Consider the following 23,069-nt stretch of genomic DNA (forward strand, 5'->3'; position numbering starts at 1 on the left):
AAAAGGCCGTCTGAAAATTTTCAGACGGCCTTTTCATCTAACTCACATTATTTAGCCAGTTCGGCACGCAATTTGTGGGTTACGTTCATCATCACTTGGAGTTGTTCCAGAGTTTCTTTCCAGCCACGTGTTTTCAGGCCGCAGTCTGGGTTTACCCACAGACGTTCAACCGGTACAACCTCGATGGCTTTGCGCAACAGGTGCTCAACTTCAGCTTCAGTCGGTACGCGTGGGCTGTGGATGTCGTAAACGCCCGGGCCGATGTCGTTCGGGTATTTGAACTCGCCGAATGCAGTCAAGAGCTCCATGTCGGAACGTGAAGTTTCGATGGTGATGACGTCAGCATCCATAGCGGCGATGGCAGGCAGGATGTCGTTGAACTCAGAGTAGCACATATGAGTGTGGATTTGGGTGCTGTCTTCGCAACCGGTAGAGGACAGGCGGAACGATTCGCCGGCCCAGTTCAGGTAGGCATCCCAATCGGCACGTTTCAAAGGCAGACCTTCGCGGATGGCAGGTTCGTCGATTTGGATGACTTTGATGCCTGCTTTTTCCAGATCCAATACTTCGTCGTTCAGGGCCAGTGCGATTTGTTTGCACACGGTAGAGCGAGGAATATCGTTGCGGACGAAAGACCATTGCAGAATGGTGACAGGGCCGGTCAACATACCTTTCATCGGGCGTTTGGTCAGGCTTTGCGCGTAAGTAGACCAAGCGACAGTCATGGCTTCAGGACGGCTTACGTCACCGAAGATGATAGGTGGTTTCACGCAGCGTGAGCCGTAGCTTTGTACCCAGCCGTATTGGGTGAATGCAAAACCGCTCAACAATTCGCCGAAGTATTCGACCATGTCGTTACGCTCGGCTTCGCCGTGTACCAGTACGTCCAAGTCCAGTTTTTCTTGTTCTTCAACCACCAAGGCGATTTCTTTTTTCATCGCGGCTTCGTAATCAGCGGCAGACAGTTCGCCTTTTTTGAAGGCTGCGCGTGCTTGGCGGATTTCGGTAGTTTGTGGGAAAGAACCGATGTTGGTAGTCGGTAGCAGAGGCAGGTTCAACCATGCTTGTTGCGCTTTGATACGGTCGGCAAATGGAGATTTGCGTTGGTCCGCGTTGGCAGGCAAATCGGCCAGGCGTTTGGCAACGTCTGCACGGTTGATTTCGCTGCTGTTGGCACGGGAGTCGGCAGCAGCTTGGCTGGCGGCGAGTTCTTCGGCAACGGAATCGCGGCCTTCGTTCAATGCGGCTTTCAGAACGCGCAATTCTTGGGTTTTTTGCAGGGTGAATGCCAACCAAGAGTACAGGTCAGGTTTGTTGGCTTTCAGTTTTTCTTCAACTGACAAGTCAAATGGAGTGTGCAGCAGAGAGCAAGAGCTAGAAATCCACAAACGGTCGCCCAGTTTGGCTTGCAGAGGCTCGACAGTTTCCAAAACTTTGTTCAGGTTGGCACGCCAAATATTGCGGCCGTCGATAACGCCGGCAGACAGAACTTTGTCGTAGTCGGCAAATGCGTCCAGTTGTTCAGGAGCGCGTACCAAGTCGATGTGCAGGCCGTCAACAGGCAGGGATTTCAGCAAAGCAGCGTGTTCGGCAACAGAACCGAAGTAAGTGCTCAACAGGATTTTGGCGTTTACTTTGCTCAAAGTGGCGTAAACGTCTTTGTAGGCTTCTACCCATTCTTTAGGCAGGTCAACAGCCAAAGCTGGCTCGTCGATTTGAATCCATTCGGCACCGGCTTCAACCAAAGCGTTCAGGATTTCAACGTAAACAGGCAACAGTTTAGGCAACAGGCTCAGACGGTCGAATTCGACAGCGCCTTTTTCTTTACCTACCCACAGGAAAGTCAATGGGCCGACGATGGTCGGTTTGGCTTTCAGGCCCAAAGCTTGGGCTTCTTGCAGTTGTTGAACGTAGTGTTTGGCGTTGGCTTTGAATTCGGTATCGGCGTGGAATTCAGGCACCAAGTAGTGGTAGTTGGTGTCGAACCATTTGGTCATTTCGATAGCGAATTGGTCTTTGTTACCACGGGCCAGTTGGAAGAATTGTTCCAAAGACAGGTTTTGGCTGTCGAAGCCGAAACGGGCAGGGATGGCACCGGTGGCAACTTGCAGGTCGAGGATGTGATCGTAGAAAGTGAAATCGCCTACGGCAACGTAATCAGCGTTGGCAGCAGCTTGGTGTTTCCAGTTTTTCTCGCGCAAGTCTTTAGCAACAGCCAGCAATTCTTGCTCGCTGATTTCTTTGCGCCAGTATTTTTCTTGTGCGAATTTCAATTCGCGGAAGGCACCGACGCGCGGGAAGCCTGAAAAATGTAATGTTGTCATGTTAACTCTCCTAGTTGGAATTTTGAATCAGGCCGGTATGGCCTGAATGTTCGATATTGTAAATCAGAATGGTGAGGCCGTCTGTTTTATTAACGGGGACGTACACCCAAAATATGGCAGATGGCGTAAGTCAGTTCGCTGCGGTTGAGGGTGTAGAAGTGGAAGTCTTTGACACCTTCGCGCGAGAGGACTTTGACCATGTCGATGGCGATGCTGGCGGCAACAAGGTTGCGCGTGCCTTGGTCGTCATCCAAACCTTCGTACATTTTAGACAGCCAGCTTGGGATTTTGACGTTGGTCACTTGGGCCATTTTGGTCAATTGTTTGAAATTGGTTACGGGCAGGATGCCGGGAACAATTTCAACGTCAATGCCCATCATCACACAACGGTCGCGAAAGCGCAGATAGCTTTCCACGTCGAAGAAGAATTGGGTAATAACGTGGTTTGCGCCCGCATCGATTTTACGTTTTAGATTGATCAAGTCGGCTTGGGCGGATTTGGCTTCCGGGTGCACTTCTGGATAGGCTGCTACGGAAATATCAAAGTCGGCAACGGAGCGCAACAGTTTGACCAAATCTTCGGCATAGAAAGGTTTTTTCTCGTAGCCGGGCGGCTCGTCGCCACGCAGAGCGACAATGCGGCGGATACCGCTGTCCCAATAATCTTTGGCGATTTGGCGCAACTCGTCAGGGCTGGCGTCGATACCGGTCAGGTGGGGGGCTGCGTCAAGGCCGGTTTCTTGTTTGATGCGTTTAACGATACTGTGTGTGCGGTCGCGTTCGCCGGAGTTTGCACCGTAGGTTACGGAAACGAATTTCGGATGCAAGGTTTGCAGGCGATGGATGGAATCCCACAGCATGGTTTCCATTTGTTCGTTTTTCGGCGGGAAAAATTCGAACGAAACATTGATGTCGCCTTTCAAATCAGAAAGGCTGTTGTTTAAAGCAGCGATTTCTCGAGCGTGATTCATGGTTATGCACCTTCTGCATATCTTTTATTTGTTGTCAGGCTGCATAATAAATTTGAGGTTGGTATGAGTCAATTTCGAAATTTTCCGAAATTGTATGAATAGATTTAATAAAGACCTCAGGCCGTCTGAAAAACAGCCTGAGGTCTTGTTTGATAGGGAAGGGAGGAAAGATTATTCTGTTTCATCTATCCATGCTTGTTGCACGGCTTCGAGAATACGCTCGCCGCAACGCGCCGGATCATCGTCAAATTCAGGCAGAGCCATAATCAAATCACGCAGTTGGGTAAAACGCACGGTTTTCGGGTCGATGCTGTCGCCGTGTAAGTCGTAGAGTTCTTCGGCGATGCGTTGGGTATCTGTCCATTTCATGATGTGTTCCTTTATTGGGTTTCGACTATTGCCAATTATTTTAATCAAGAAGAAGTCGGACTGCCAGATTGTTTTACGGAAGATAGGCAGGTAAATGATGACGCTATTTTTTAACAAAATAGCATAGTTGCGTTAAAATACGGCAAGACACTTAAAATTCACGGCATATTCCCTTTGAATCTGCCGTTTTATACTTTCTATTCCGTTTTGAATGATTTGGTTTCCATGCAAAATTTACATTTCGCTATGCAACCAAATTTTTTGGAACGGCTCTTAAGACAATCCATCGCTTAAAAATAAAAGGAAAAAAGATGAATAACGCGCTCAACGCCAAGCTGTCCAAACTGATTTACGCGCTCGCTTCCGATGATTCGGAGTATCTGTCCAAAGCAGGTGCATTCGACCGTTTGCTGTTGTTGGTTCGCGAATTTTATCGGATGCTGGACGAAACAGAAGGTTTGAAGCAGCTGGTGTTCCGTCTGTATTACGGCAAACACTATGGCTTGATTAAACTGGATGCTGCTTCACCCAACGACGATGCAGGCGCATTGAGGTTGAAACGTTGGATGGTTTATTCGCGCATCGCAGAGCGTATCGAAAATTGCGGCAAGCATTTGTCGGTCGTGCTTGAAGATGCGGTGTTGGAAAATGGCGCGGACAAATCGCGTTATATAGATGAAGCCAATGCCATTATCGAGCGTTTCGGTTTGGTAAGGGATGAGGCTGCACTTTCAGCTATCGAGGCAGAGGAAGCGTTGAAGGCAGAGGCTGAACTGCCGACAGTAAACAAATCTCAGAACGCTGCTCCCCGTTATAACGGCAATCTGCATCAAATCAGAATGCAAGAAAAAATTGAAAATTACTCCGCTACGCAGAAAGTGGCCTCCATGCAAATTTCGCGTATGCGTTTTATTTTCCCTCATATCAAATAGTTTGCCGCATAAGCAACAGGCCGTCTGAAAACCATGAATTTGTGGTTTCAGACGGCCTTTTTTTCAACTTTGTTTTAATGGTCTTCACGTGCATGGTTGATCGTATATTTGGGAATTTCTACGACCAAATCTTCATCGGCAACAACTGCCTGACAGCTCAAGCGTGAATCGGCTTCCAAGCCCCATGCCTGGTCGAGCAGGTCTTCTTCCAGTTCACTCGGCTCTTCCAAGCTGTCAAAACCTTTGCGGATAATCACGTGGCAGGTAGTGCAGGCGCAGGATTTTTCGCAAGCATGATCGACTTCGATGTCGTGGTCGAGCAGTACGTCAAGGACGGTTTGGCCTTCCGGTGCATCTTCGATAACCGCGCCTTCAGGGCATAATGTCGCGTGTGGGAGTACGGTAATTTTTGGCATTTTTATTGTCTCGGTTGTTTAAGAGTGGTTGTGGTTAAAGTGGTTTCAGACGGCCTTGGATATTCAATATTCAGGCTGTCTGAAAAATGGGTTTATAACATGATGCCTTTACTTCTTAAATTTTCCAAACACTCGTCCAGATAAGCATCATCATGTTCGGCATAAATCGGCAAAGTGGATGCTTCAATCACGTGCGAATGGTATGGGGCAGCGGCTTTGCCGCGATATAGTGGGTCTTTCCATAAAACATCCGGTTTGTAACCGCGCTTTTCCATCTCTTCCATAATCAATACGTGATACAGGTAGAGTTTGTAGGGTGAGTGGGTAAAAACGTAATTAACCGTCGCATGCGGTCTGCCCCAGCCCGCTCCGCGTAAAGCAGCGCATTCACGGTGTTGCCCCAAAAGCTGGGCGCGGGGGAGTAGGGGGATAAGGGTTTGGTGCCAGAGTCGCATAAAAGAAATCGTTTCAGTTTTTGGATATTTAGATAGACGACCTTTGTATCTTCCGAGGCCGTCTGAAACTGTTTAGGCATCAAATATTATCAACGCTTTGCCCTGTTAACGCGCGTTGGATGTTGCGGTTCATGCGCTTGGCGGCGAAGTTGTCGGTGCTGTGGCTGAGTTTGGCAACGGCGGCACGGATGTCTTCGGCTTTGCCGTCTTTCAGATGGCCTTGCAAGTTGGCGATGTCTTGTTGAATCTGTTGCAATTCTTCAGCTTCCAATAAATCGCTATCCAATTCAAGAGCAGCGTTGACGGCGTCGGTCAGGCTTTCGGCTTCGACTACGGCTTCGGCTCGGGCGCGGGCTGCCATGTCTTCGGCAGCGTTGCTCATGCTGTCTTTGAGCATTTGGGTGATGGTGCTGTCGTCCAAACCGTAGGAAGGTTTAACTTCGATTTGCGCCTGTGCGCCGGTGCTTTGCTCTTGTGCAGAAACGGACAGCAAGCCGTCGGCGTCAACTTGGAAGGTTACGCGGATACGCGCTGCGCCTGCAGCCATGGGCGGAATGCCGCGCAGGGTGAATTTGGCAAGGCTGCGGCAGTCGGAAACGAGTTCGCGCTCGCCTTGTACGACGTGTATCGTCATGGCAGTCTGACCGTCTTTGAAGGTGGTGAAGTCCTGCGCGCGCGCGGTGGGGATGGTAGAGTTGCGCGGGATGATTTTTTCGGCAAGACCGCCGTATGTTTCTAATCCGAGTGACAAAGGTGTAACGTCAAGTAGCAGCCATTCGCCGTCGGTTTTGTTACCCGCAAGGACGTTTGCTTGTATGGCGGCGCCGAGTGCAACCACTTCGTCTGGGTTGAGGTTGTTCAACGGAGTTTGTCCAAAGAAGGTGGCGACCGCTTGTTGAACATGCAACATGCGGGTCGAACCGCCGACCATAATCACGCCTTTAATGTCGGCTTTGGTCACGCCTGCGTCTTTCAGTGCTTGTTTGACCGGCTCTATGGTTTTTTGCACCAGATTTTGGGTCAGATTGTGAAACTCTTGGCGGGTAATGACGGTATGAACTTTATGGCCGTCTGAAAGTGTGGTCTCGATGACGGCTTCGGTTTGAGTGGTCAGTTTTTCTTTGGCAGTGCGGACAAGGGAAAGTAGAAGTTGACTGTCTTGTTCGTTGAGTTTGGAAAGGTCGTTTTGTTCGAGCAGGTGGCAGAATAAACGATGGTCGAAGTCGTCGCCGCCCAATGCGCTGTTGCCACCGGTGGCTTTTACTTCAAACAGGCCTTTGGTTAGTTGCAATACGGATACGTCGAATGTACCGCCGCCCAAGTCGTAAACGACAAACGTGCCTTCTGATGCGTTATCCAGTCCGTAGGCGATTGCGGCGGCTGTTGGCTCATTGAGGAGGCGCAATACATTCAAGCCTGCCAAGCGTGCGGCATCTTTGGTGGCTTGACGTTGAGCATCGTCGAAATAGGCAGGAACGGTAATGACGGCGCCAACCAAATCGCCGCCCAATGTTTCTTCGGCGCGCAATTTGAGGGCTTTGAGGATTTCTGCCGATACTTCGATAGGCGTTTTCGCACCTTGACGGGTGTTTAATTCGACCACGCGCTCATTGGGGGTAAATTGATAGGGCAGGTATTGCGCATCTTGTGTAAGGTCAGTAAGGGTGCGGCCGATCAGGCGTTTGGCGGAGCTGACCGTATTCAGAGGATCAGTTTTTTGTGCGGAAAGGGCGTTTTTGCCGACTTCGACTCCGCCATCCAAATAACGGACAACTGAAGGTAGGGTGGTGCGGCCGTCTGAATCGGGCAGGCAGACTGCGCTGCCGCTGCGTACGGTGGCTACCAAGCTGTTGGTTGTGCCTAAATCAATGCCTACGGCGAGGCGGTGTTGATGGGGGGCGGCGGACATGCCGGGTTCGGAAATCTGCAAAAGAGCCATGATTGTGTGCCTTCTGATGCTGTATTTATTAGGATGGGGCAGATTTTAGCAGATTTTTGGCAGATAGTTGAGTGGATTGCTAGGAAATAACCATAAGGCCTAATGTTGTTTTTTGATTGAAAAGAAAGTGGATTTTGAATCCGGACTTGTATTTTTTAAGAAATGCGGATAAAATTCAGCCTCTTTGCCTTGCCTTTTACTTCGCATGGTGAAAGGCTGTTTTTAATCATCCATAAGGAGATAACATGCGTCATTACGAGATCGTGTTTATCGTTCATCCTGATCAAAGCGAGCAAGTGCCTGCTATGGTTGAGCGTTACAAAACCATGATTACTGAAGCCAACGGTAAAATCCACCGTTTGGAAGACTGGGGCCGTCGTCAATTGGCTTACCCCATCAACAAAATCCACAAAGCACACTATGTTTTGATGAATATCGAAACTACTCCCGAAGTGGTTGAAGAGTTGGAAACTGCTTTCCGCTTCAATGATGCCGTACTGCGTCACCTGACCATCAAAACAAAACACGCTGTAACTGAAGCTTCCCCAATGCTGGGCGGCGAAAAAGCAAAAAACTTGCTGAACGGTGCAGCTGAAGAAGTTGCAGCAGCTGAATAAGATTGAACAATCTGATTAAGCTTACCGCCCGTATCTTGCAGGTTCAGCCTTTGAGATATACGCCGGCAGGAATCCCTGTTTTAGATGTTGTGTTACAACATGAATCTTGGCAGGAAGAAAACGGACAAAAATGTCTGGTCAAATTTGAAATTCCTGCGCGGATTTTAGGTAAGCAGGCTGAGGAATGGCAGTATCGGCAAGATGCCGTCATCGAGTCGGAAGGTTTTTTGGCGCAACGCAGCCAACGCTTCCCAAAGCCGGTACTACGCATACAGAACATTAAAGAATATAAAGGTTAAACGACAATGGCTCGTCAATCATTCAAACGTAGAAAATTCTGCCGCTTTACGGCTGAAAAAATCCAAGAAGTTGATTACAAACAAGTTGATTTGTTGAAAGACTTCATCTCTGAAAACGGCAAAATTATCCCTGCCCGCATTACTGGTACTAAAGCACACTACCAACGTCAGTTGGCTACTGCTGTGAAACGTGCCCGTTTCCTGGCTCTGTTGCCTTACACCGATCAACACAAATAATTTTGGAGTTTAAATCATGCAAATTATTCTGTTAGAAAAAATCGGCGGTCTGGGTAACTTGGGTGACATCGTTACCGTTAAAAACGGTTACGCACGCAACTTCCTGATCCCTGCCGGTAAAGCAAAACGTGCAACCGAAGCCAACATGAAAGAATTCGAAGCACGCCGCGCTGAATTGGAAGCCAAACAAGCTGAAATCTTGGCTGATGCTAAAGCACGTCAAGAAAAACTGGAAGGCCAAACCATTACTGTTGCTCAAAAAGCCGGTGTTGATGGTCGTCTGTTCGGTTCTGTTACCAATGCTGACATCGCTGAAGCGATTGTTGCTGCCGGTATCCAAGCTGCTAAAGCAAACGTACGTCTGCCTAATGGCCCATTGAAAGCTGTTGGCGAATACGAAGTTGAAGTGGCTCTGCACACTGACGCTGTTGCTAAAATTACCGTTGCTGTTGTTGCAGCCGCTGAGTAATTGATTCATTCAAGGCCGTCTGAAAATCAAGGGTTTCCTTGGATTTCAGACGGCCTTGTTTATGTGCTTGAGCCGAAGCAAATAGGTGTCGAGTTGTCTATATTTTTGGCTGATTAAAAAGTATGGCGGTTGGCATAGAGAGATGATGTGTTAGACGAATATTCTTTCGTATTCGGATTTATCATAGTATTTAATAAAGAGATTATTTATGAATAAAATCAAAATCTTTGGGATGGGTCTGGCTGCTTTGGCTCTGGCTTCATGCGGCACTCCGCAAAAGCCTGCTGTTGATACGGCAAAACCGGTTGAGCCTGTTTCCTCTGCAAAACGACCTGTATTTGATGCTGCGGCTGAATCTGTTGCCAGCAGCGGTTTTAATGAAAACGTCAATGTTCAGCAGTTTATCCAATATGAAGTGAAAAACCGCCGTTTCAGTGCGGAAGAGTTGCGTAACTTCTTCAATGGCGTGGTGTATAAAGGCAACATTATTACCATTATGTACCGCCCAAGCACTTCGCGTCCTTGGTATGAGTTCCGTACCGGTAACTCCGGTGCGACCAAATTTAATGGTGGCAGACAATTCTATGCGGCAAACCGTGCTGTAATTGATGATGTGGCACGCAAATACGGCGTACCTGCGGAATTGATTGTGGCGATTCTTGGTATTGAAACCAATTATGGCAAAAATACGGGTAGCTTCCGCGTTGCCGATGCTTTGAGTACATTGGCCTTTGATTACCCCCGCCGTGCCGAATTTTTCCAAAACGAATTGAGCGAACTTTTGCTGATGGCAAAAGAAGAAAAAGAAAATATCTTTGACTTCAAAGGCAGCTATGCCGGCGCGATGGGCATGCCGCAATTTATGCCTTCAAGCTACCGTAAATGGGCGGTGGACTATGATGGTGATGGTCATCGCGATATTTGGAATAATGTCGGCGATGTGGCGGCTTCTGTCGCCAATTATATGAAACAGCATGGCTGGCAGCTCGGCGGTAAGATGGTTGTGCCGGTAAGTCTGTCGATTACTCCGCACTTGCAGGCGATTATCGATGAGAAAACTGCCTTGACGCGCACTGTCGCAGATTTCAAAGCTTTGGGTGTCGTGCCTCAAGCTGCTGTTGCGGATAATGAAAAGGCTGTATTGTATGCTTTGGAAACCAGCCCGGGCGTATTTGAATACTATTTGGGCCTGAATAACTTCTACACGGTATGGCAATATAACCACAGCCGCATGTATGTAACAGCGGTACGCGATATTGCGAATGCAATCAATAACAATGGTCTGTAAGCCATAAGAGAACCACCCTTCGGGGTGGTTTTTGGATATTGAGGATTTGTAAGGGGATTAAGCCATCAGTCTGATTTTCATGGCGTAACGTTTTTTACTGTGCCCTGAAACAAATTGTCCGCCTCGGGCAGGGGATAAAAACGCATTGCCTTCTGCGGTTGGTTCTGCACAAGTATATTGGCCGTTTCGATCGCTCCAGAGTGCGTACACAGGCAGATTGTGGGTGCGGATATCTAGTTTCAAGCCGTCAAATGCAACGTGTGCATCCTGGTCGGAGGAAACAAATTCGGTATGGGAGATATAGTCGGCATCGTATGGTGCGCCGTTGAAATCAAATTGTGTGCCGGCAGCGGTAAAGTAGGGGTGGAATCCTGGGGACGTGCGGACGGGCGATTCGCCGTAATTGCAGACGGTCAGGATGGCAATGGCTTCATTTTCGTTAGGTAGGCTGTAATCGAGCAACCATTCGACGTGTTCATAGCCTTTTTCTGTGCTGATTAATTTCAAGCCGATATCCGATTCATTTTGATGACGGATTTCCCAGTCTGAAGTTCTGCCGAAACCATGTTGGGCCAGATGATTTTTGCTGTCCGGTCCGAATTGGGGTAAGCAAACGTGCATGCCGCCGCGTAATTTTGTATCATCGCCCACGTGGACGCTGGTTTTCGGAAATAAGACTTCCCGTCCTTTTAGAATCAGGGAGTCAATATATCCGCCTATTGTATTGACTTGCATAGTGGCTGATTTGTTGTGTAGTATGATTTCAGTCATAATGATTTAAGTTTCAAATTGTTTATCATTTATGTAGTATTATAACATTACGATGACATGCTGTCGCTGTCGGCTTGATAGAAAATCCTTAATAAAAATCAAAAAAATGCTAGAATATATGCCATTTTCTGAGGCCGTCTGAAAAGCGGATAATTCTTTTCAGACGGCCTTCCGATTTATTTCCCGTAGAGAAACAACATGGCTTATCAAGTTCTTGCACGAAAATGGCGCCCGAAAACCTTTGCCGATTTGGTCGGTCAGGAACACGTCGTCAAAGCCCTGCGCAACGCGCTGGACGAAGGCCGTCTGCACCATGCCTATCTGCTGACAGGGACGCGCGGTGTGGGTAAAACCACGATTGCCAGGATTTTGGCCAAGAGTTTGAACTGCGAAAATGCCGTGCATGGCGAACCATGCGGTCAGTGTGAAAGCTGTACGCAAATCGACAGCGGCCGTTATGTGGATTTATTGGAAATCGACGCGGCATCGAATACCGGTATCGATAATATCCGCGAAGTGTTGGAAAACGCCCAATACGCGCCGACAGCGGGTAAATACAAAGTCTATATCATCGACGAAGTGCATATGCTTTCCAAAAGCGCGTTCAATGCCATGCTGAAGACTTTGGAAGAACCGCCTGAACACGTTAAATTTATTTTGGCGACCACCGATCCGCATAAAGTCCCCATTACCGTATTGAGCCGCTGTTTGCAGTTTGTTTTGCGCAACATGACAACCCAGCAGGTTGCCGAGCATTTGGCACATGTCTTGGATCGTGAAAACGTTCCTTATCAGCCACAGGCTTTGCAACTTTTAGGCCGTGCCGCCGCCGGCTCGATGCGCGATGCGTTGAGCCTTTTGGATCAGGCGATTGCCATGGGGTCGGGTAAAGTGGCCGAACAAGATGTCCGCCAAATGATCGGAGCAGTCGATAAACAATACTTGTTTGAATTGCTTGAAGGAATCATCAATCAAAACGGTGAGGCCTTGCTGGAAAAAGCTCAGGAAATGTCCGCCAGAGCGATTGGTTTTGACAGCGCATTGGCAGAATTGGCCATGTTGTTGCAACGTTTGGCTTTAATTCAAACCATTCCTTCCGCCTTGGCAAATGATGACCCTGAACGTGAAACTTTGCTGCGATTAAGTCAGGCTTTGAGTGGAGAGCAGATTCAGCTTTATTATCAATGTGCTATTCATGGCAAACAGGATTTGCCGCTGGCTCCGGACGAGTATGCCGGTTTTGTCATGACGCTTTTGCGCATGCTTGCATTTGCGCCGTTGGCCGCTTCGGGTTGTGATACGCAAAGTCAGATTGAACACACGGATTTGCATTCCGATCATCAGAAAGCTGAGGCCGAAAAAAAGCCTTTTCAGCTGCCGAAATCTGAGCCGATAGCAGCACCGGCGGTTGAGAAAGAGGCTGTTCCGACTAAACGGGATATCGTTGAAAGGCCGTCTGAAGAAACCGTTCAGCCTGTTCAGCAACAACAGGCGGATGTACCGCCTTGGGAAGACATGCTGAGCCAAGTATCGGCTGAGCCGCCTCAAACTCAAGCGGTGCAGATGCAAGAAACTGCGGAGTCATTGCCTGTTGCAAAAGTTCAGATGGCCTCTGAGCCGGAAGAATATCCGCACATGGATGAGGAAATTCCGCCTCCGTTTTTTGATGAAGCATATACATATGAAGATTCACATCATGCTAATGTGATGGAAGTACCACAGCCGGTTGCATCTGCTGAGTCTGAAGAAGAGGAGGGGGATGATGAAGAGCTTCAGTTCACTCCTTTGCCTGAGTTTAAAACAGAGAATTGGCACAGCATTATCGAACGCTTTGCCCGTAAATTAGGCGCAGCGCAGATGTTGGCGCAAAATGCGGCATGGACGAGTTATGATGCGGAAGCAGGTTTAATCATGCTGTCGTTGACGGATGAAGCCAAAGCCACTGCCAATAAAGAGCGCTTGGACAAAATCTGCCAGACGTTGAGCGAGGCATACCATCTTGGCAATTTAAGGCTGCAAACCGAGCCTTGGCAAGATGATAAAGGCTGGGAAACGCCGGTGATGCGCCGCAAACGTATTCAAGAAGAAGGGCGGCAGCAGGCGCAAGATTTTCTGGAAGCGGATACAACGGCGCAGAAAATCTTGCAAACCTTTGAAGCACAATGGCTGCCGGATTCTTTAGAGTTGGCAGGGCATTCTTAAAATACTGATATACAAGGCCGTCTGAAAGGCAATAGCGTTTTTCAGACGGCATGAGTGAAACCCATTTATTCAAACCCATAGGAGTAAAATATGTTCGGAAAAGCCGGATTAGGCGGCCTGATGAAACAGGCTCAACAAATGCAGGAAAATATGAAAAAGGCACAAGCCAAGCTGGCTGAAACCGAAGTTGAAGGCGAAGCAGGCAATGGTTTGGTAAAAGTTGTGATGACGTGTTCGCACGTTGTCCGCAAACTTGAAATCAGCCCTGATTTGATTCAAGAAGCCGCTGACGACAAAGAAATGTTGGAAGATTTGGTATTGGCCGCTATCAATGCCGCTTCTGAAAAAGCCGAAGAAACCACCAACAAAACCATGGGTGCGTTTACCCAAGGCCTGCCTGCAGGCATGGGCGACTTCTTCCGCTAAACCCGCGCCGCAAAGCAAACAAAGGTCGTCTGAAACACTAAAAATCAGTTTCAGACGGCCTTTGGATTATCTGTTTTGCAGATTGAAAAGTTATTCCGCCGTAGGTATATTGAGTGTGCCACTGCATTCAAACCCGCTCAATCAATATTATAGTGGATTAACTTTAAACCAGTACGGCGTTGCCTCGCCTTGCCGTACTATCTGTACTGTCTGCGGCTTCGTCGCCTTGTCCTGATTTAAATTTAATCCACTATAAAAACCAACCGATACACTAAACAAAATGAAACCGTCCCTTCCCATCCGCTCACTTCTTTTAAGTTGTATGTTCGCCGCAGCAAGCGTAAACAGCTTTGCCGCCGAAACCGTCATTACTTCTCCGGATAAGCAGTTCAGCGTCAAAAAAGTCTGCAACCACAAAACCCAAGAATGCTCTTTCTACGCAGGCAAAAAAGTCATCGAAAAAAATCTTCCCGAAGACAGGACAAGCTATGAATGGCTTGGCAATACCTTCGCATTAAGAACCAGCTTCGGGTCGTATGATTCCTACACCACCTTCGCCGACCGTACCCACAAGCCCCATACGCTTTCCTCCGTCATCGCCACTGACAGCAAAACGCAATGCGCCGTGACTGCAGATAATAAAGGCGTGTCTTTCTACTCGCTGTTCCATGAAAAACCGGTCAAATTCATTTCCGCAAAAGACAAAAAATTCAGCTTCATCCAAGATGTCGCCACGCTGGAATCCGTCATCGAAGCAGAATTCAAAGGCAAGAAAATACACATGACATATATGAACAAAGCCGAACGCAATGTCTCGGTCGTTTTAGATAATCCGTGTGTGAAATGATGTGCTAAATTTGATGGACAAGGCCGTCTGAAAAGATGCCGTTTGTTCAAAAAAATGAAACAGCCCGAAACCTGACTGAAAAAAGGTTACGGGCTGTTTGCACCTGTTCGCCAAACTAAGCTGGTAGGGCGTAAGGTTGCCAGTTTGGCGGATAGAGACTTTTACAAAGGTCTCATGAGGATTCAGGGCTTTCTTTGAGAAAGAACAATCGTTCCTTATTGATGTAAAAAAGCCTGAACAGCAGTTCAGGCTTTTGAAATTTGGCTCCCCGACCTGGGCTCGAACCAGGGACCTGCGGATTAACAGTCCGTCGCTCTACCGACTGAGCTATCGGGGAATGGGGCGTATTATAATGGCTGGAAAAAATGTGTCAATCCATATTTTCAAGAAAATGGTACAAAATATTTCAAATGTTTGAATGTTAAAAATATTTTGTAATCAAGTTTCACATGTTCCCCAGCCGTTTCAGACGGCCTTTAGTATTTGGCGTTAACCAATTTGCCGTTTTGGAATACTTGTTGCTGCATTACCGTGCCGTTGTAGGCGTAAGTGGTCAGCGAGCCGTTGCTTGGCGTGGCGCGGAACTGCATCAGTTGGTTGCGGCTGAGGACGTAGGGGTCCGTGCGTTTTTGGCTGTTGTCGCTGTAAAAGTCTTGGACGACATATTCGTTGTTGCGTTTGCTGATCAGTTGGCGATGGAAGCCGCCTTTGACTGCGCTGTTGCTGGGTGTGCCGTGTGCATCAAAATAGGTCACGATTTGTTCTTCTGAGATACGGATGCCGTCTGAATCCGTGCCTTTGGTGGTTTTGGTTTTATCCAAGCCGACAGGGATGTTGATGGATGTACCCAAGCCGACGTGGCGGCCGATGCTGGTGCCGACGCCTAAGCCGACGGAAACGCCGGGCGTGCCGACTGTACATGCGCTGAGTGAAGCTGCCAAAAGGGCTGGTAAGAGAACTTTTTTCATAATGTGTATCCTTGTAATAAAAAATGTTTGTAATGTGGGAAGTATAGTATTTTTGCGGGGTAGCTGGTGTTAGTATTGGTAAAAGGGCGCAAGGCCGTCTGAAAAACAAGATAGAAACGAATATATCATTCTAGTGTAGAATGTGCCGAAATAATGATTTAATAAGAATGTGAATGAATAATGAAAACTTTGAAATTTACGAAGATGCACGGCTTGGGCAATGATTTTATGGTGGTCAATGCCATCGAGCAGGACTTTGATCCGTTGGCTGCGCCGCTTGCCCAATGGGCAGACCGCTATCGCGGCGTGGGTTTTGATCAGTTTTTGGTAGTGGAGAAGCCTTCTTCTGATGCGGTCGATTTTCGGTACCGCATTTTCAATGCCGATGGTCGGGAAGTAGAGCAGTGTGGCAATGGAGCGCGTTGTTTTGCGCGTTTTGTCGCGGATAAGGGTTTGACGAATAAAACGGAAATTTTAGTCGAAACGGCCAAAGGGATTATTGTGCCGAAGCTGTTGGATAACGGTTTGGTTACCGTCAATATGGGTAAACCGCGTTTCATGCCGTCTGAAATTCCGTTTGTGCCTGCACATGGTGAAAATGAAGATGCGTTGACACATATTGTCTTGGTCGGTTTGGAGTCTGTACCGGTAAGCTGTGTGAATATGGGTAATCCGCATGCGGTGATTTTGGTTGATAATGTTGAAACCGCACCGGTGGAGCATTGGGGCGGCGCTATTGAATCACACGAGCAGTTTCCTGAACGGGTAAATGTCGGCTTTTTGCAGGTTGAAGATGAGTTGTCAGTCCGCCTGCGTGTGTTTGAACGCGGGGTAGGGGAAACTCAGGCTTGCGGCACCGGAGCGTGTGCGGCGGTGGTGGCAGGCGTGCGCAATGGTTTGCTGAAAGCGGGTGCGCCTGTGCGTGTTACTCTGCCTGGCGGCGAATTGTTTATCAGTTGGGAAGAAGGTGGCGATGTGCAAATGACCGGCCCTGCTGAAACCGTTTTTGAAGGCGAGTTGCAGTATTCATGATGGTTTCTTTGGATTTTTGGTTTGCTGTCGCGTATGCTGCGGTATCGTTGGCGTTTATTTTTCGCGCGCAGCGGTTTCAATGGTTGTGGGCTACGGTGTTGTTGTGGCTGGGGATTTCGGCACTGGGCGCACGCTTGTTGCCCGGAATGTGGGGCTTTACGCATACAGGCCCTTTGTTCATCCCCCATTTTTATCTGACAATCGCCAGTATTTTCTTCTTTATTGATGATTGCAGTAAAACGGAAGACAAAAAGTTTTGGTCGGCAGGCGAATATGCCGGTTTGACCTTATTTGCGGTTTCCAATGTCGTCATGACTTTGGCTTTTGTTTTCTTGGCAGGCGTGGTTTATTTCATCTTGCCGCTGGCTGGCGCGGTTTTTGCATGGGCGGCCTTACTGAAAATTTATGCTTTGAAACCTATTTATTGGTTTGCATTGCAGGGCGTCCTGATGCTGGTGTTTTATCTGCACAGAGTGGTTGTTTGCAAGCAGTCTGCCTCTCTTTTCAGTATGCGGCAGATGTGGGCAGGCTGGATGGTTGCCGTCGTGATGCAGGCTGTGGTTGCCGTTGCATTGATTTTTGAGCGCAGTGGATATTGACCGCGCTTGAACCAAAAGTTATAAAGAAAGAAATTTTCGATATTGGTTTTTCAGACAGCCTGAGTTTAATATGCAGGCTGTATTACATCTAAATCAGGAGCAGGAAATGAAAATTGCAAATAATATTACCGAGCTGATCGGCAACACACCTCTGGTGAAACTGAACCGCCTGACCGAAGGTTTGAAAGCGCAAATCGCCGTTAAACTTGAATTTTTCAATCCGGGCAGCAGCGTAAAAGACCGTATTGCCGAAGCCATGATTGAAGCGGCCGAGCAAGCCGGTAAAATCAATAAAGATACCGTTATCGTTGAGGCAACCAGCGGCAATACCGGTATCGGTTTGGCAATGGTGTGTGCGGCCCGCGGTTATAAATTGGCGATTACTATGCCTGAAAGCATGAGTAAAGAACGCAAAATGCTGCTGCGTGCGTTTGGTGCAGAATTGATTTTGACTCCTGCTGCTGAAGGTATGGCAGGTGCTATCGCTAAAGCCCAGTCTTTGGTGGACGAACATCCAGATACTTACTTTATGCCGCGCCAATTTGATAACGAGGCTAATCCTGAAGTTCACCGCAAAACCACTGCCGAAGAAATTTGGCGCGATACAGGCGGTAAAGTGGATATTTTCGTGGCCGGTGTAGGTACGGGCGGTACGATTACCGGCGTGGGCGAAGTGTTGAAAAAATACAAACCCGAAGTTCAAATCGTGGCTGTCGAGCCTGAAGCTTCCCCAGTATTGAGTGGTGGCGAGAAAGGCCCGCATCCGATTCAAGGTTTGGGTGCAGGCTTTATCCCCAGCGTTTTGAATACGACTGTTTACGACAGCATTTCCAAAGTACCTAACGAGGCAGCGTTTGAAACTGCGCGCGCTATGGCTGAAAAAGAAGGCATTTTGGTAGGTATTTCTTCCGGTGCCGCGGTATGGAGCGCATTGCAACTGGCTAAAAAACCTGAAAACGAAGGCAAGCTGATTGTTGTCTTGTTGCCATCATATGGCGAACGCTATCTTTCTACGCCTCTGTTTGCCGATTTGGCATAATATAGGATTGTCGTTAAAAGGCCGTTTTCAGACGGCCTTTTTTGCGTATGGGCTTGAGATATCGTATGAAATCTGTTGTAATTCAGTTAATCTGTTTTGAATACCGTTATTCAAAAGTTGGTTTCTTCAACGAATCATGCTTATAATGCGCATTATGAAAAAATACATTCTTCCTATCCTTGCTGTAGCGGCACTTGCCGGTTGTGAATCGATTTATGTTCCGACTTTGAAAGAAGTGCCAGTTCGACCAACCAACGTCAAAAAGCCTAAGGCTGATTCACAAGTTTCAGCTACCGGTTATCATTTGGCTCCTTCGCATTGGGCAGATGTTTCCAAGATTCATGATGAAGCACGTCGCTTGAGTACCCAAGTGAGCCAAGGTAGTCTGACCAAAGTTCAGGCTGCACAATATTTGAACCGCTTCCGTATCCAACAAGTGGGACGCAACTCTGTCGATGACAGTATGTACGAAGTTTATCTGCGTTCTGCCGTTGACAGCCAGCGTGGTGAAATTACTACCGAGCAATCCAAACAGTACATCCAAGGTGCTTTGCGCGGTTGGCAGCAACGTTGGAAAAACATGGATACTAAGCCAAGCAATCCTGCATTTACCAACTTCCTGATGGAAGTTATGGGTATGCAACCTTTGAAATAAAAAAGTCATAAACTGAGAAGGCCGTCTGAATATTCAGGCAGCCTTCTTTTTATATGTATGTGTGTCGTTGAATTCTATTTAATATGATGTTTTTAAAATTTCAAAACAAACAACAGCGTTTTTTCTATTTATTGACTACGGCTGTTTTTATTTCTGTCGTTATGGTTATATGGTCTTATGCATGGTCGAAATATTTTGATTTAGGAGCGAATGAGTCAAGAGAGGCTGTAGAGATTGCAGGATTGAGTCTGTTATTGCAGTTTTTTTTATGCCTCCCCTATTTTTGTTTCAAGAGATATATTTTTACTTCTCTTGCGATTACATCGATTATTAATGGAGTATATCTGTATTTGTATTGGATGTCTTCTACGCCTCCCTGTTGTGGAGATATGGGGCAGGGTTTGATTACTATGCTGTATATGTTTATTTCAGGTGTATATTTCGTTGTTTCATGTGGGATTTTTATTGACTATTTGTATTCTAAGAAGGTTCAAAAAAATAGGAAGTCATCATAAGTTGAGATATGATGGAGAAAAGGCCGTCTGAAACCTAGATTTTAGGTTTCAGACGGCCTTTTATTTTGCTGTATTGTAAACGTTGTTTGCCGATGCAACACGAGTCTGTCTGTTCTAGTGGTGCACGATATCGCCAGTAATAAGCCTATAAGGTTTTTCGAAGTGAAATTCTTACACTGCGAGAGCTAAGGTCAGGGAATCACCCTGGCTGTTGTTAAGGTAGGCAGAAAGTGCAGAGTGGTTTTTCATAGGCGATTTAGGTGTATTTGAAGAAAAAGTGTGTCCGACTTGTGGTCGGTGCATGTTGTTAAGAACCAAACAGCTTGTCAGCCGCTTGACGGGCTTTTTCTTGAATATCTTCGGTCAGATAGTTTTTCATCTGAGAATAAACCAGCGCAATGACGGCAATGTCATCGCTGAAGCCAAATGGAATCAGAAGGTCGGGAATGCTGTCGATAGGGCTGAGGAAATAAACCAGTGCGCCGACAATAATCATTTTAGCCCGTTTGGGCGTGTGTTCGGATTCCCAAAGGTAATAAAGTGCATAAAGCTGTCGGACGACAGGTTTGCCCAGACGGCCGGCAAAGCGTCCGAGTTTTTTCATAAAGCCGGATGTGTCTAAATTTCGACGGCGGAAGGAGGGGATGTAGTTCTCTGGATCGGGTGTATTTTGATGAGGGGAGTGTGTCATGATGCAGCTTCCTTATAAGGTATGGAAACATTGTTGGTATTGCACTGTATTTTAGTCCATCTAGGGATAGATGAAATGTCTTTGAATGTATAACTATGTAAGAGTAATGATGATAATGCAATGGTAATAAGTTAAGAATAGCTTATGCCTTTGTAAAGATTAGGTATCAAGAGTGAGAATTTATCTCACAATAGATACAATTCTCAAATCATAATGATGTTATTGTAAGTGCTTTGATGGGGAGATGGCTTAATTGCAGGAAAGTAACAAAAAAGGCTAGCCACGCAAAAAAAAATCTAAGAATGATTGTTTGATTTTATTGGTCTTTTGGTAAAAATCATTAGAGCATTCATAAATTGCACTGTTCAAAATGAGATAAAACAGGTAAATTATGGTTTATGTAGCTTATTGTAGTGCTGAGCTATAGGTTTTGAGCTGATAATAAATCTAGAGGAACTGACCATGTCCGCCAAATCACGCCCGGTATTTTTGGAAATTCCGAATATCCGATTGCCCATACCGGGGATTGTATCTATTCTTCACCGTATCAGCGGCGTCGGCTTGTTTGTGATGCTGCCTGTTCTCTTGTATTTCTTCTCTGGAACGCTGGATCGCGAAGCGTCGTTTGAAGCATATCGTTCTGCTATCTCCAATCCGTTTGTGAAGCTGATCCTCATCGGTCTGTTGTGGGCATATCTGCACCATTTCTTTGCCGGCATCCGCTTTCTGTTTTTGGATGTGCATAAAGGCCTGGAATTAAATACTGCCCGTACTACTGCTAAAGTTGTATTTGCTTCTGCTTTGATTCTGACCGTCGTTTTGGGAGCTTTGTTATGGTAGAACGTAAATTGACAGGTGCGCATTACGGTTTGCGCGATTGGGCAATGCAACGTGCAACTGCGGTCATCATGCTGGTGTACACCGTGGTTCTTTTGGTTGTTTTGTTTACGTTGCCTAAAGAATATTCGGCATGGCAGGCATTTTTTGATCAGACTTGGGTGAAAGTATTTACCCAAGTGAGCTTCTTGGCCGTATTCCTGCATGCATGGGTAGGTATCCGCGATTTGTGGATGGACTACATTAAGCCTTTCGGCCTGCGTTTGTTTTTACAAGTTGCCACCATCGTTTGGTTGGTAGGCTGCTTGGTGTATTCAGTTAAAGTAATTTGGGGGTAAATATGGGTTTTCCTGTTCGCAAGTTTGATGCCGTGATTGTTGGCGGTGGTGGTGCAGGTTTACGCGCAGCCCTCCAATTGTCTAAATCCGGCCTGAATTGTGCTGTTTTGTCTAAAGTGTTCCCAACCCGTTCTCATACTGTAGCGGCTCAAGGCGGTATTTCTGCTTCATTGGGTAATGTGCAGGAAGACCGTTGGGATTGGCATATGTACGATACCGTGAAAGGTTCCGACTGGCTGGGCGACCAAGATGCGATTGAGTTTATGTGTCGCGCTGCGCCTGAAGCCGTAATTGAGTTGGAGCACATGGGTATGCCTTTTGACCGTGTGGAAAGCGGTAAAATCTACCAACGTCCTTTCGGCGGTCATACTGCCGAACACGGTAAACGTGCGGTAGAACGTGCATGTGCAGTTGCCGACCGTACCGGCCATGCGATGTTGCATACTTTGTACCAACAAAACGTCCGTGCCAATACACAATTCTTTGTGGAATGGACAGCACAAGATTTGATTCGTGATGAAAACGGCGACGTAGTCGGTGTAACTGCCATGGAAATGGAAACCGGCGAAGTTTATATTTTCCACGCTAAAGCTGTGATGTTTGCTACCGGTGGTGGCGGCCGTATTTATGCGTCTTCAACCAATGCTTATATGAATACCGGTGATGGTTTGGGTATTTGTGCACGTGCAGGTATTCCGTTGGAAGACATGGAATTCTGGCAATTCCACCCGACCGGTGTAGCCGGTGCCGGTGTATTGATTACTGAGGGTGTACGTGGTGAGGGTGGTATTCTGTTGAATGCCGATGGCGAACGCTTTATGGAACGTTACGCTCCAACCGTAAAAGACTTGGCTTCCCGTGACGTGGTTTCCCGTGCGATGGCGATGGAAATTTACGAAGGTCGCGGCTGTGGTAAAAACAAAGACCACGTATTGCTGAAAATCGACCATATCGGTGCAGAAAAAATTATGGAAAAACTGCCGGGCATCCGTGAGATTTCCATTCAGTTTGCCGGTATCGACCCAATTAAAGACCCGATTCCTGTTGTGCCGACTACCCACTACATGATGGGCGGTATTCCGACCAACTACCATGGCGAAGTTGTTGTTCCGCAAGGTGAAGATTACGAAGTGCCTGTAAAAGGTCTGTATGCAGCAGGTGAGTGCGCTTGTGCTTCCGTACACGGCGCGAACCGCTTGGGTACCAACTCCCTGTTGGACTTGGTGGTATTCGGTAAAGCTGCCGGCGACAGTATGATTAAATTCATCAAAGAGCAAAGCGACTGGAAACCTCTGCCTGCTAATGCCGGTGAATTGACCCGCCAACGTATCGAGCGTTTAGACAACCAAACCGATGGTGAAAACGTTGATGCATTGCGTCGCGAACTGCAACGCTCCGTACAACTGCATGCCGGTGTGTTCCGTACCGATGAGATTCTGAGCAAAGGCGTTCGAGAAATCATGGAGATTGCCGAGCGCGTGAAACGTACTGAAATCAAAGACAAGAGCAAAGTATGGAATACCGCGCGTATCGAAGCTTTGGAATTGGATAATCTGATTGAAGTAGCGAAAGCGACTTTGGTGTCTGCCGAAGCACGTAAAGAATCGCGTGGCGCACACGCTTCAGACGACCATCCTGAGCGCGATGACGAAAACTGGATGAAACATACCCTGTATCATTCAGATACCAATACTTTGTCTTACAAACCGGTACATACCAAGCCTTTGAGCGTGGAATACATCAAACCGGCTAAACGCGTTTATTGATGAGTTTTCAGACGGCCTTTACCTTAAAGGCCGTCTGAAACCTAACCATACCCACATTGAACTGCTT

General features: G+C 47.3%; 25 protein-coding genes and 1 tRNA gene. 16 read left to right on the forward strand and 10 right to left on the reverse strand.

What is annotated here, in order from left to right:
- Nucleotides 1-47: 47 nt before the first annotated feature.
- From metE to iscX, 3 genes are all read right to left on the reverse strand, one after another.
- Nucleotides 48-2,324 (reverse strand): 5-methyltetrahydropteroyltriglutamate--homocysteine S-methyltransferase, encoded by a 2,277-nt coding sequence (metE, locus tag ACTHR2_RS00085; RefSeq protein WP_263340738.1) that lies wholly within the window; start codon nucleotides 2,322-2,324, stop codon nucleotides 48-50.
- Between the two features lie 89 nt (nucleotides 2,325-2,413).
- Nucleotides 2,414-3,295: a methylenetetrahydrofolate reductase gene (gene metF / locus ACTHR2_RS00090; protein ID WP_049323818.1), complete on the reverse strand. Its 882-nt coding sequence runs from the start codon at nucleotides 3,293-3,295 to the stop codon at nucleotides 2,414-2,416.
- A 171-nt stretch (nucleotides 3,296-3,466) separates the two neighbouring features.
- Entirely contained in the window at nucleotides 3,467-3,664 is a 198-nt protein-coding gene (gene iscX, locus ACTHR2_RS00095) for a Fe-S cluster assembly protein IscX (RefSeq protein WP_049349676.1), read from the reverse strand.
- A 311-nt stretch (nucleotides 3,665-3,975) separates the two neighbouring features.
- Here iscX and ACTHR2_RS00100 point away from each other — a divergent pair, with 311 nt between their 5' ends.
- A complete protein-coding gene (locus ACTHR2_RS00100) occupies nucleotides 3,976-4,596 on the forward strand; it encodes a hypothetical protein (RefSeq protein WP_263340749.1) in 621 nt (206 codons plus the stop codon).
- 74 nt (nucleotides 4,597-4,670) lie between these two features.
- On the opposite strand, the gene fdx is transcribed toward ACTHR2_RS00100, so the two are convergent.
- The 3 genes from fdx to hscA form a co-directional block, all read right to left on the reverse strand.
- On the reverse strand, nucleotides 4,671-5,012 hold the full coding sequence (gene fdx / locus ACTHR2_RS00105) for an ISC system 2Fe-2S type ferredoxin (RefSeq protein ID WP_003745561.1): 342 nt from the start codon (nucleotides 5,010-5,012) through the stop codon (nucleotides 4,671-4,673).
- Between the two features lie 92 nt (nucleotides 5,013-5,104).
- Nucleotides 5,105-5,467, reverse strand: coding sequence for a TIGR02328 family protein (locus tag ACTHR2_RS00110; protein WP_263340754.1), 363 nt, complete (start codon nucleotides 5,465-5,467; stop codon nucleotides 5,105-5,107).
- Between the two features lie 79 nt (nucleotides 5,468-5,546).
- A complete protein-coding gene (gene hscA, locus ACTHR2_RS00115; RefSeq protein WP_263340757.1) occupies nucleotides 5,547-7,406 on the reverse strand; it encodes a Fe-S protein assembly chaperone HscA in 1,860 nt (619 codons plus the stop codon).
- Between the two features lie 245 nt (nucleotides 7,407-7,651).
- On the opposite strand from hscA, the gene rpsF reads away from it, so the two are divergent.
- The 5 genes from rpsF (at nucleotide 7,652) to mltB (ending at nucleotide 10,316) form a co-directional block, all read left to right on the forward strand.
- The gene (gene rpsF, locus ACTHR2_RS00120; protein ID WP_004519252.1) at nucleotides 7,652-8,023 is read left to right on the forward strand and encodes a 30S ribosomal protein S6; all 372 of its coding nucleotides are present in this window, start codon (nucleotides 7,652-7,654) and stop codon (nucleotides 8,021-8,023) included.
- Complete coding sequence (gene priB, locus ACTHR2_RS00125; RefSeq protein WP_191620531.1) at nucleotides 8,020-8,322, forward strand: primosomal replication protein N; 303 nt, start codon at nucleotides 8,020-8,022, stop codon at nucleotides 8,320-8,322. The genes rpsF and priB overlap by 4 nt, the downstream gene beginning before the upstream one ends.
- 6 nt (nucleotides 8,323-8,328) lie before the next feature.
- Nucleotides 8,329-8,559, forward strand: a complete 231-nt coding sequence (rpsR, locus tag ACTHR2_RS00130) for a 30S ribosomal protein S18 (protein WP_003678863.1) — start codon at nucleotides 8,329-8,331, stop codon at nucleotides 8,557-8,559.
- Nucleotides 8,560-8,575: 16 nt separating this feature from the next.
- On the forward strand, nucleotides 8,576-9,028 hold the full coding sequence (rplI, locus tag ACTHR2_RS00135; protein WP_003678862.1) for a 50S ribosomal protein L9: 453 nt from the start codon (nucleotides 8,576-8,578) through the stop codon (nucleotides 9,026-9,028).
- 208 nt (nucleotides 9,029-9,236) lie between these two features.
- On the forward strand, nucleotides 9,237-10,316 hold the full coding sequence (gene mltB, locus ACTHR2_RS00140; RefSeq protein ID WP_263340776.1) for a lytic murein transglycosylase B: 1,080 nt from the start codon (nucleotides 9,237-9,239) through the stop codon (nucleotides 10,314-10,316).
- Between the two features lie 57 nt (nucleotides 10,317-10,373).
- Here the strand turns inward: mltB and ACTHR2_RS00145 are convergent, their stop codons facing one another.
- Nucleotides 10,374-11,087, reverse strand: a complete 714-nt coding sequence (locus tag ACTHR2_RS00145) for an aldose epimerase family protein (protein ID WP_254321551.1) — start codon at nucleotides 11,085-11,087, stop codon at nucleotides 10,374-10,376.
- A 198-nt stretch (nucleotides 11,088-11,285) separates the two neighbouring features.
- Here ACTHR2_RS00145 and dnaX point away from each other — a divergent pair, with 198 nt between their 5' ends.
- From dnaX to ACTHR2_RS00160, 3 genes are all read left to right on the forward strand, one after another.
- Nucleotides 11,286-13,289 carry a DNA polymerase III subunit gamma/tau gene (gene dnaX / locus ACTHR2_RS00150; protein WP_263340780.1) on the forward strand — a complete coding sequence of 668 codons (2,004 nt, stop codon included), beginning with the start codon at nucleotides 11,286-11,288 and terminating at the stop codon, nucleotides 13,287-13,289.
- Between the two features lie 90 nt (nucleotides 13,290-13,379).
- Nucleotides 13,380-13,715, forward strand: coding sequence for a YbaB/EbfC family nucleoid-associated protein (locus tag ACTHR2_RS00155; protein WP_003678854.1), 336 nt, complete (start codon nucleotides 13,380-13,382; stop codon nucleotides 13,713-13,715).
- A 280-nt stretch (nucleotides 13,716-13,995) separates the two neighbouring features.
- Nucleotides 13,996-14,562 (forward strand): hypothetical protein, encoded by a 567-nt coding sequence (locus ACTHR2_RS00160; RefSeq protein ID WP_263340785.1) that lies wholly within the window; start codon nucleotides 13,996-13,998, stop codon nucleotides 14,560-14,562.
- Between the two features lie 261 nt (nucleotides 14,563-14,823).
- On the opposite strand, the gene ACTHR2_RS00165 is transcribed toward ACTHR2_RS00160, so the two are convergent.
- Together ACTHR2_RS00165 and ACTHR2_RS00170 are read right to left on the reverse strand one after the other, a co-directional pair.
- Nucleotides 14,824-14,899 (reverse strand) — tRNA-Asn (locus tag ACTHR2_RS00165).
- A 139-nt stretch (nucleotides 14,900-15,038) separates the two neighbouring features.
- Nucleotides 15,039-15,530, reverse strand: coding sequence for a hypothetical protein (locus ACTHR2_RS00170; RefSeq protein WP_003678851.1), 492 nt, complete (start codon nucleotides 15,528-15,530; stop codon nucleotides 15,039-15,041).
- A gap of 180 nt (nucleotides 15,531-15,710) precedes the next feature.
- Between ACTHR2_RS00170 and dapF the strand changes: the two genes are divergently transcribed.
- From dapF to ACTHR2_RS00190, 4 genes are all read left to right on the forward strand, one after another.
- Complete coding sequence (gene dapF / locus ACTHR2_RS00175) at nucleotides 15,711-16,562, forward strand: diaminopimelate epimerase (RefSeq protein WP_263340789.1); 852 nt, start codon at nucleotides 15,711-15,713, stop codon at nucleotides 16,560-16,562.
- Entirely contained in the window at nucleotides 16,559-17,161 is a 603-nt protein-coding gene (locus ACTHR2_RS00180) for a hypothetical protein (RefSeq protein WP_440375218.1), read from the forward strand. The genes dapF and ACTHR2_RS00180 overlap by 4 nt, the downstream gene beginning before the upstream one ends.
- Nucleotides 17,162-17,267: 106 nt before the next feature.
- On the forward strand, nucleotides 17,268-18,200 hold the full coding sequence (gene cysK, locus ACTHR2_RS00185) for a cysteine synthase A (protein ID WP_440375219.1): 933 nt from the start codon (nucleotides 17,268-17,270) through the stop codon (nucleotides 18,198-18,200).
- A 154-nt stretch (nucleotides 18,201-18,354) separates the two neighbouring features.
- Entirely contained in the window at nucleotides 18,355-18,855 is a 501-nt protein-coding gene (locus tag ACTHR2_RS00190) for a membrane lipoprotein lipid attachment site-containing protein (protein ID WP_371444493.1), read from the forward strand.
- Nucleotides 18,856-19,677: 822 nt separating this feature from the next.
- Here ACTHR2_RS00190 and ACTHR2_RS00195 read toward each other — a convergent pair.
- Nucleotides 19,678-20,061 carry a YkvA family protein gene (locus ACTHR2_RS00195; RefSeq protein WP_440375220.1) on the reverse strand — a complete coding sequence of 128 codons (384 nt, stop codon included), beginning with the start codon at nucleotides 20,059-20,061 and terminating at the stop codon, nucleotides 19,678-19,680.
- 462 nt (nucleotides 20,062-20,523) lie between these two features.
- On the opposite strand from ACTHR2_RS00195, the gene sdhC reads away from it, so the two are divergent.
- Genes sdhC through sdhA form a run of 3 tightly spaced genes read left to right on the forward strand, consistent with a single transcriptional unit; the run spans nucleotide 20,524 to nucleotide 23,002 of the window.
- Nucleotides 20,524-20,901 (forward strand): succinate dehydrogenase, cytochrome b556 subunit, encoded by a 378-nt coding sequence (gene sdhC, locus ACTHR2_RS00200; RefSeq protein ID WP_004519263.1) that lies wholly within the window; start codon nucleotides 20,524-20,526, stop codon nucleotides 20,899-20,901.
- The gene (sdhD, locus tag ACTHR2_RS00205) at nucleotides 20,895-21,236 is read left to right on the forward strand and encodes a succinate dehydrogenase, hydrophobic membrane anchor protein (protein ID WP_003678837.1); all 342 of its coding nucleotides are present in this window, start codon (nucleotides 20,895-20,897) and stop codon (nucleotides 21,234-21,236) included. Before sdhC ends, sdhD begins: the two co-directional genes overlap by 7 nt.
- A gap of 2 nt (nucleotides 21,237-21,238) precedes the next feature.
- Complete coding sequence (gene sdhA / locus ACTHR2_RS00210; protein WP_004519265.1) at nucleotides 21,239-23,002, forward strand: succinate dehydrogenase flavoprotein subunit; 1,764 nt, start codon at nucleotides 21,239-21,241, stop codon at nucleotides 23,000-23,002.
- Nucleotides 23,003-23,069 lie beyond the last annotated feature (67 nt).

This window comes from Neisseria sp. P0006.S004 (genome assembly GCF_051963015.1).
Taxonomy (GTDB): Bacteria; Pseudomonadota; Gammaproteobacteria; order Burkholderiales; family Neisseriaceae; genus Neisseria.

Bases quoted from the DNA above. Each gene is read 5' to 3' on its own strand.
- metE (WP_263340738.1), bottom strand. From the start codon at position 2,324: ATGACAACATTACATTTTTCAGGCTTCCCGCGCGTCGGTGCCTTCCGC.
- metF (WP_049323818.1), bottom strand. From the start codon at position 3,295: ATGAATCACGCTCGAGAAATCGCTGCTTTAAACAACAGCCTTTCTGAT.
- iscX (WP_049349676.1), bottom strand. From the start codon at position 3,664: ATGAAATGGACAGATACCCAACGCATCGCCGAAGAACTCTACGACTTA.
- ACTHR2_RS00100 (WP_263340749.1), top strand. From the start codon at position 3,976: ATGAATAACGCGCTCAACGCCAAGCTGTCCAAACTGATTTACGCGCTC.
- fdx (WP_003745561.1), bottom strand. From the start codon at position 5,012: ATGCCAAAAATTACCGTACTCCCACACGCGACATTATGCCCTGAAGGC.
- ACTHR2_RS00110 (WP_263340754.1), bottom strand. From the start codon at position 5,467: ATGCGACTCTGGCACCAAACCCTTATCCCCCTACTCCCCCGCGCCCAG.
- hscA (WP_263340757.1), bottom strand. From the start codon at position 7,406: ATGGCTCTTTTGCAGATTTCCGAACCCGGCATGTCCGCCGCCCCCCAT.
- rpsF (WP_004519252.1), top strand. From the start codon at position 7,652: ATGCGTCATTACGAGATCGTGTTTATCGTTCATCCTGATCAAAGCGAG.
- rpsR (WP_003678863.1), top strand. From the start codon at position 8,329: ATGGCTCGTCAATCATTCAAACGTAGAAAATTCTGCCGCTTTACGGCT.
- rplI (WP_003678862.1), top strand. From the start codon at position 8,576: ATGCAAATTATTCTGTTAGAAAAAATCGGCGGTCTGGGTAACTTGGGT.
- mltB (WP_263340776.1), top strand. From the start codon at position 9,237: ATGAATAAAATCAAAATCTTTGGGATGGGTCTGGCTGCTTTGGCTCTG.
- ACTHR2_RS00145 (WP_254321551.1), bottom strand. From the start codon at position 11,087: ATGACTGAAATCATACTACACAACAAATCAGCCACTATGCAAGTCAAT.
- dnaX (WP_263340780.1), top strand. From the start codon at position 11,286: ATGGCTTATCAAGTTCTTGCACGAAAATGGCGCCCGAAAACCTTTGCC.
- ACTHR2_RS00155 (WP_003678854.1), top strand. From the start codon at position 13,380: ATGTTCGGAAAAGCCGGATTAGGCGGCCTGATGAAACAGGCTCAACAA.
- ACTHR2_RS00160 (WP_263340785.1), top strand. From the start codon at position 13,996: ATGAAACCGTCCCTTCCCATCCGCTCACTTCTTTTAAGTTGTATGTTC.
- ACTHR2_RS00170 (WP_003678851.1), bottom strand. From the start codon at position 15,530: ATGAAAAAAGTTCTCTTACCAGCCCTTTTGGCAGCTTCACTCAGCGCA.
- dapF (WP_263340789.1), top strand. From the start codon at position 15,711: ATGAAAACTTTGAAATTTACGAAGATGCACGGCTTGGGCAATGATTTT.
- ACTHR2_RS00180 (WP_440375218.1), top strand. From the start codon at position 16,559: ATGATGGTTTCTTTGGATTTTTGGTTTGCTGTCGCGTATGCTGCGGTA.
- cysK (WP_440375219.1), top strand. From the start codon at position 17,268: ATGAAAATTGCAAATAATATTACCGAGCTGATCGGCAACACACCTCTG.
- ACTHR2_RS00190 (WP_371444493.1), top strand. From the start codon at position 18,355: ATGAAAAAATACATTCTTCCTATCCTTGCTGTAGCGGCACTTGCCGGT.
- ACTHR2_RS00195 (WP_440375220.1), bottom strand. From the start codon at position 20,061: ATGACACACTCCCCTCATCAAAATACACCCGATCCAGAGAACTACATC.
- sdhC (WP_004519263.1), top strand. From the start codon at position 20,524: ATGTCCGCCAAATCACGCCCGGTATTTTTGGAAATTCCGAATATCCGA.
- sdhD (WP_003678837.1), top strand. From the start codon at position 20,895: ATGGTAGAACGTAAATTGACAGGTGCGCATTACGGTTTGCGCGATTGG.
- sdhA (WP_004519265.1), top strand. From the start codon at position 21,239: ATGGGTTTTCCTGTTCGCAAGTTTGATGCCGTGATTGTTGGCGGTGGT.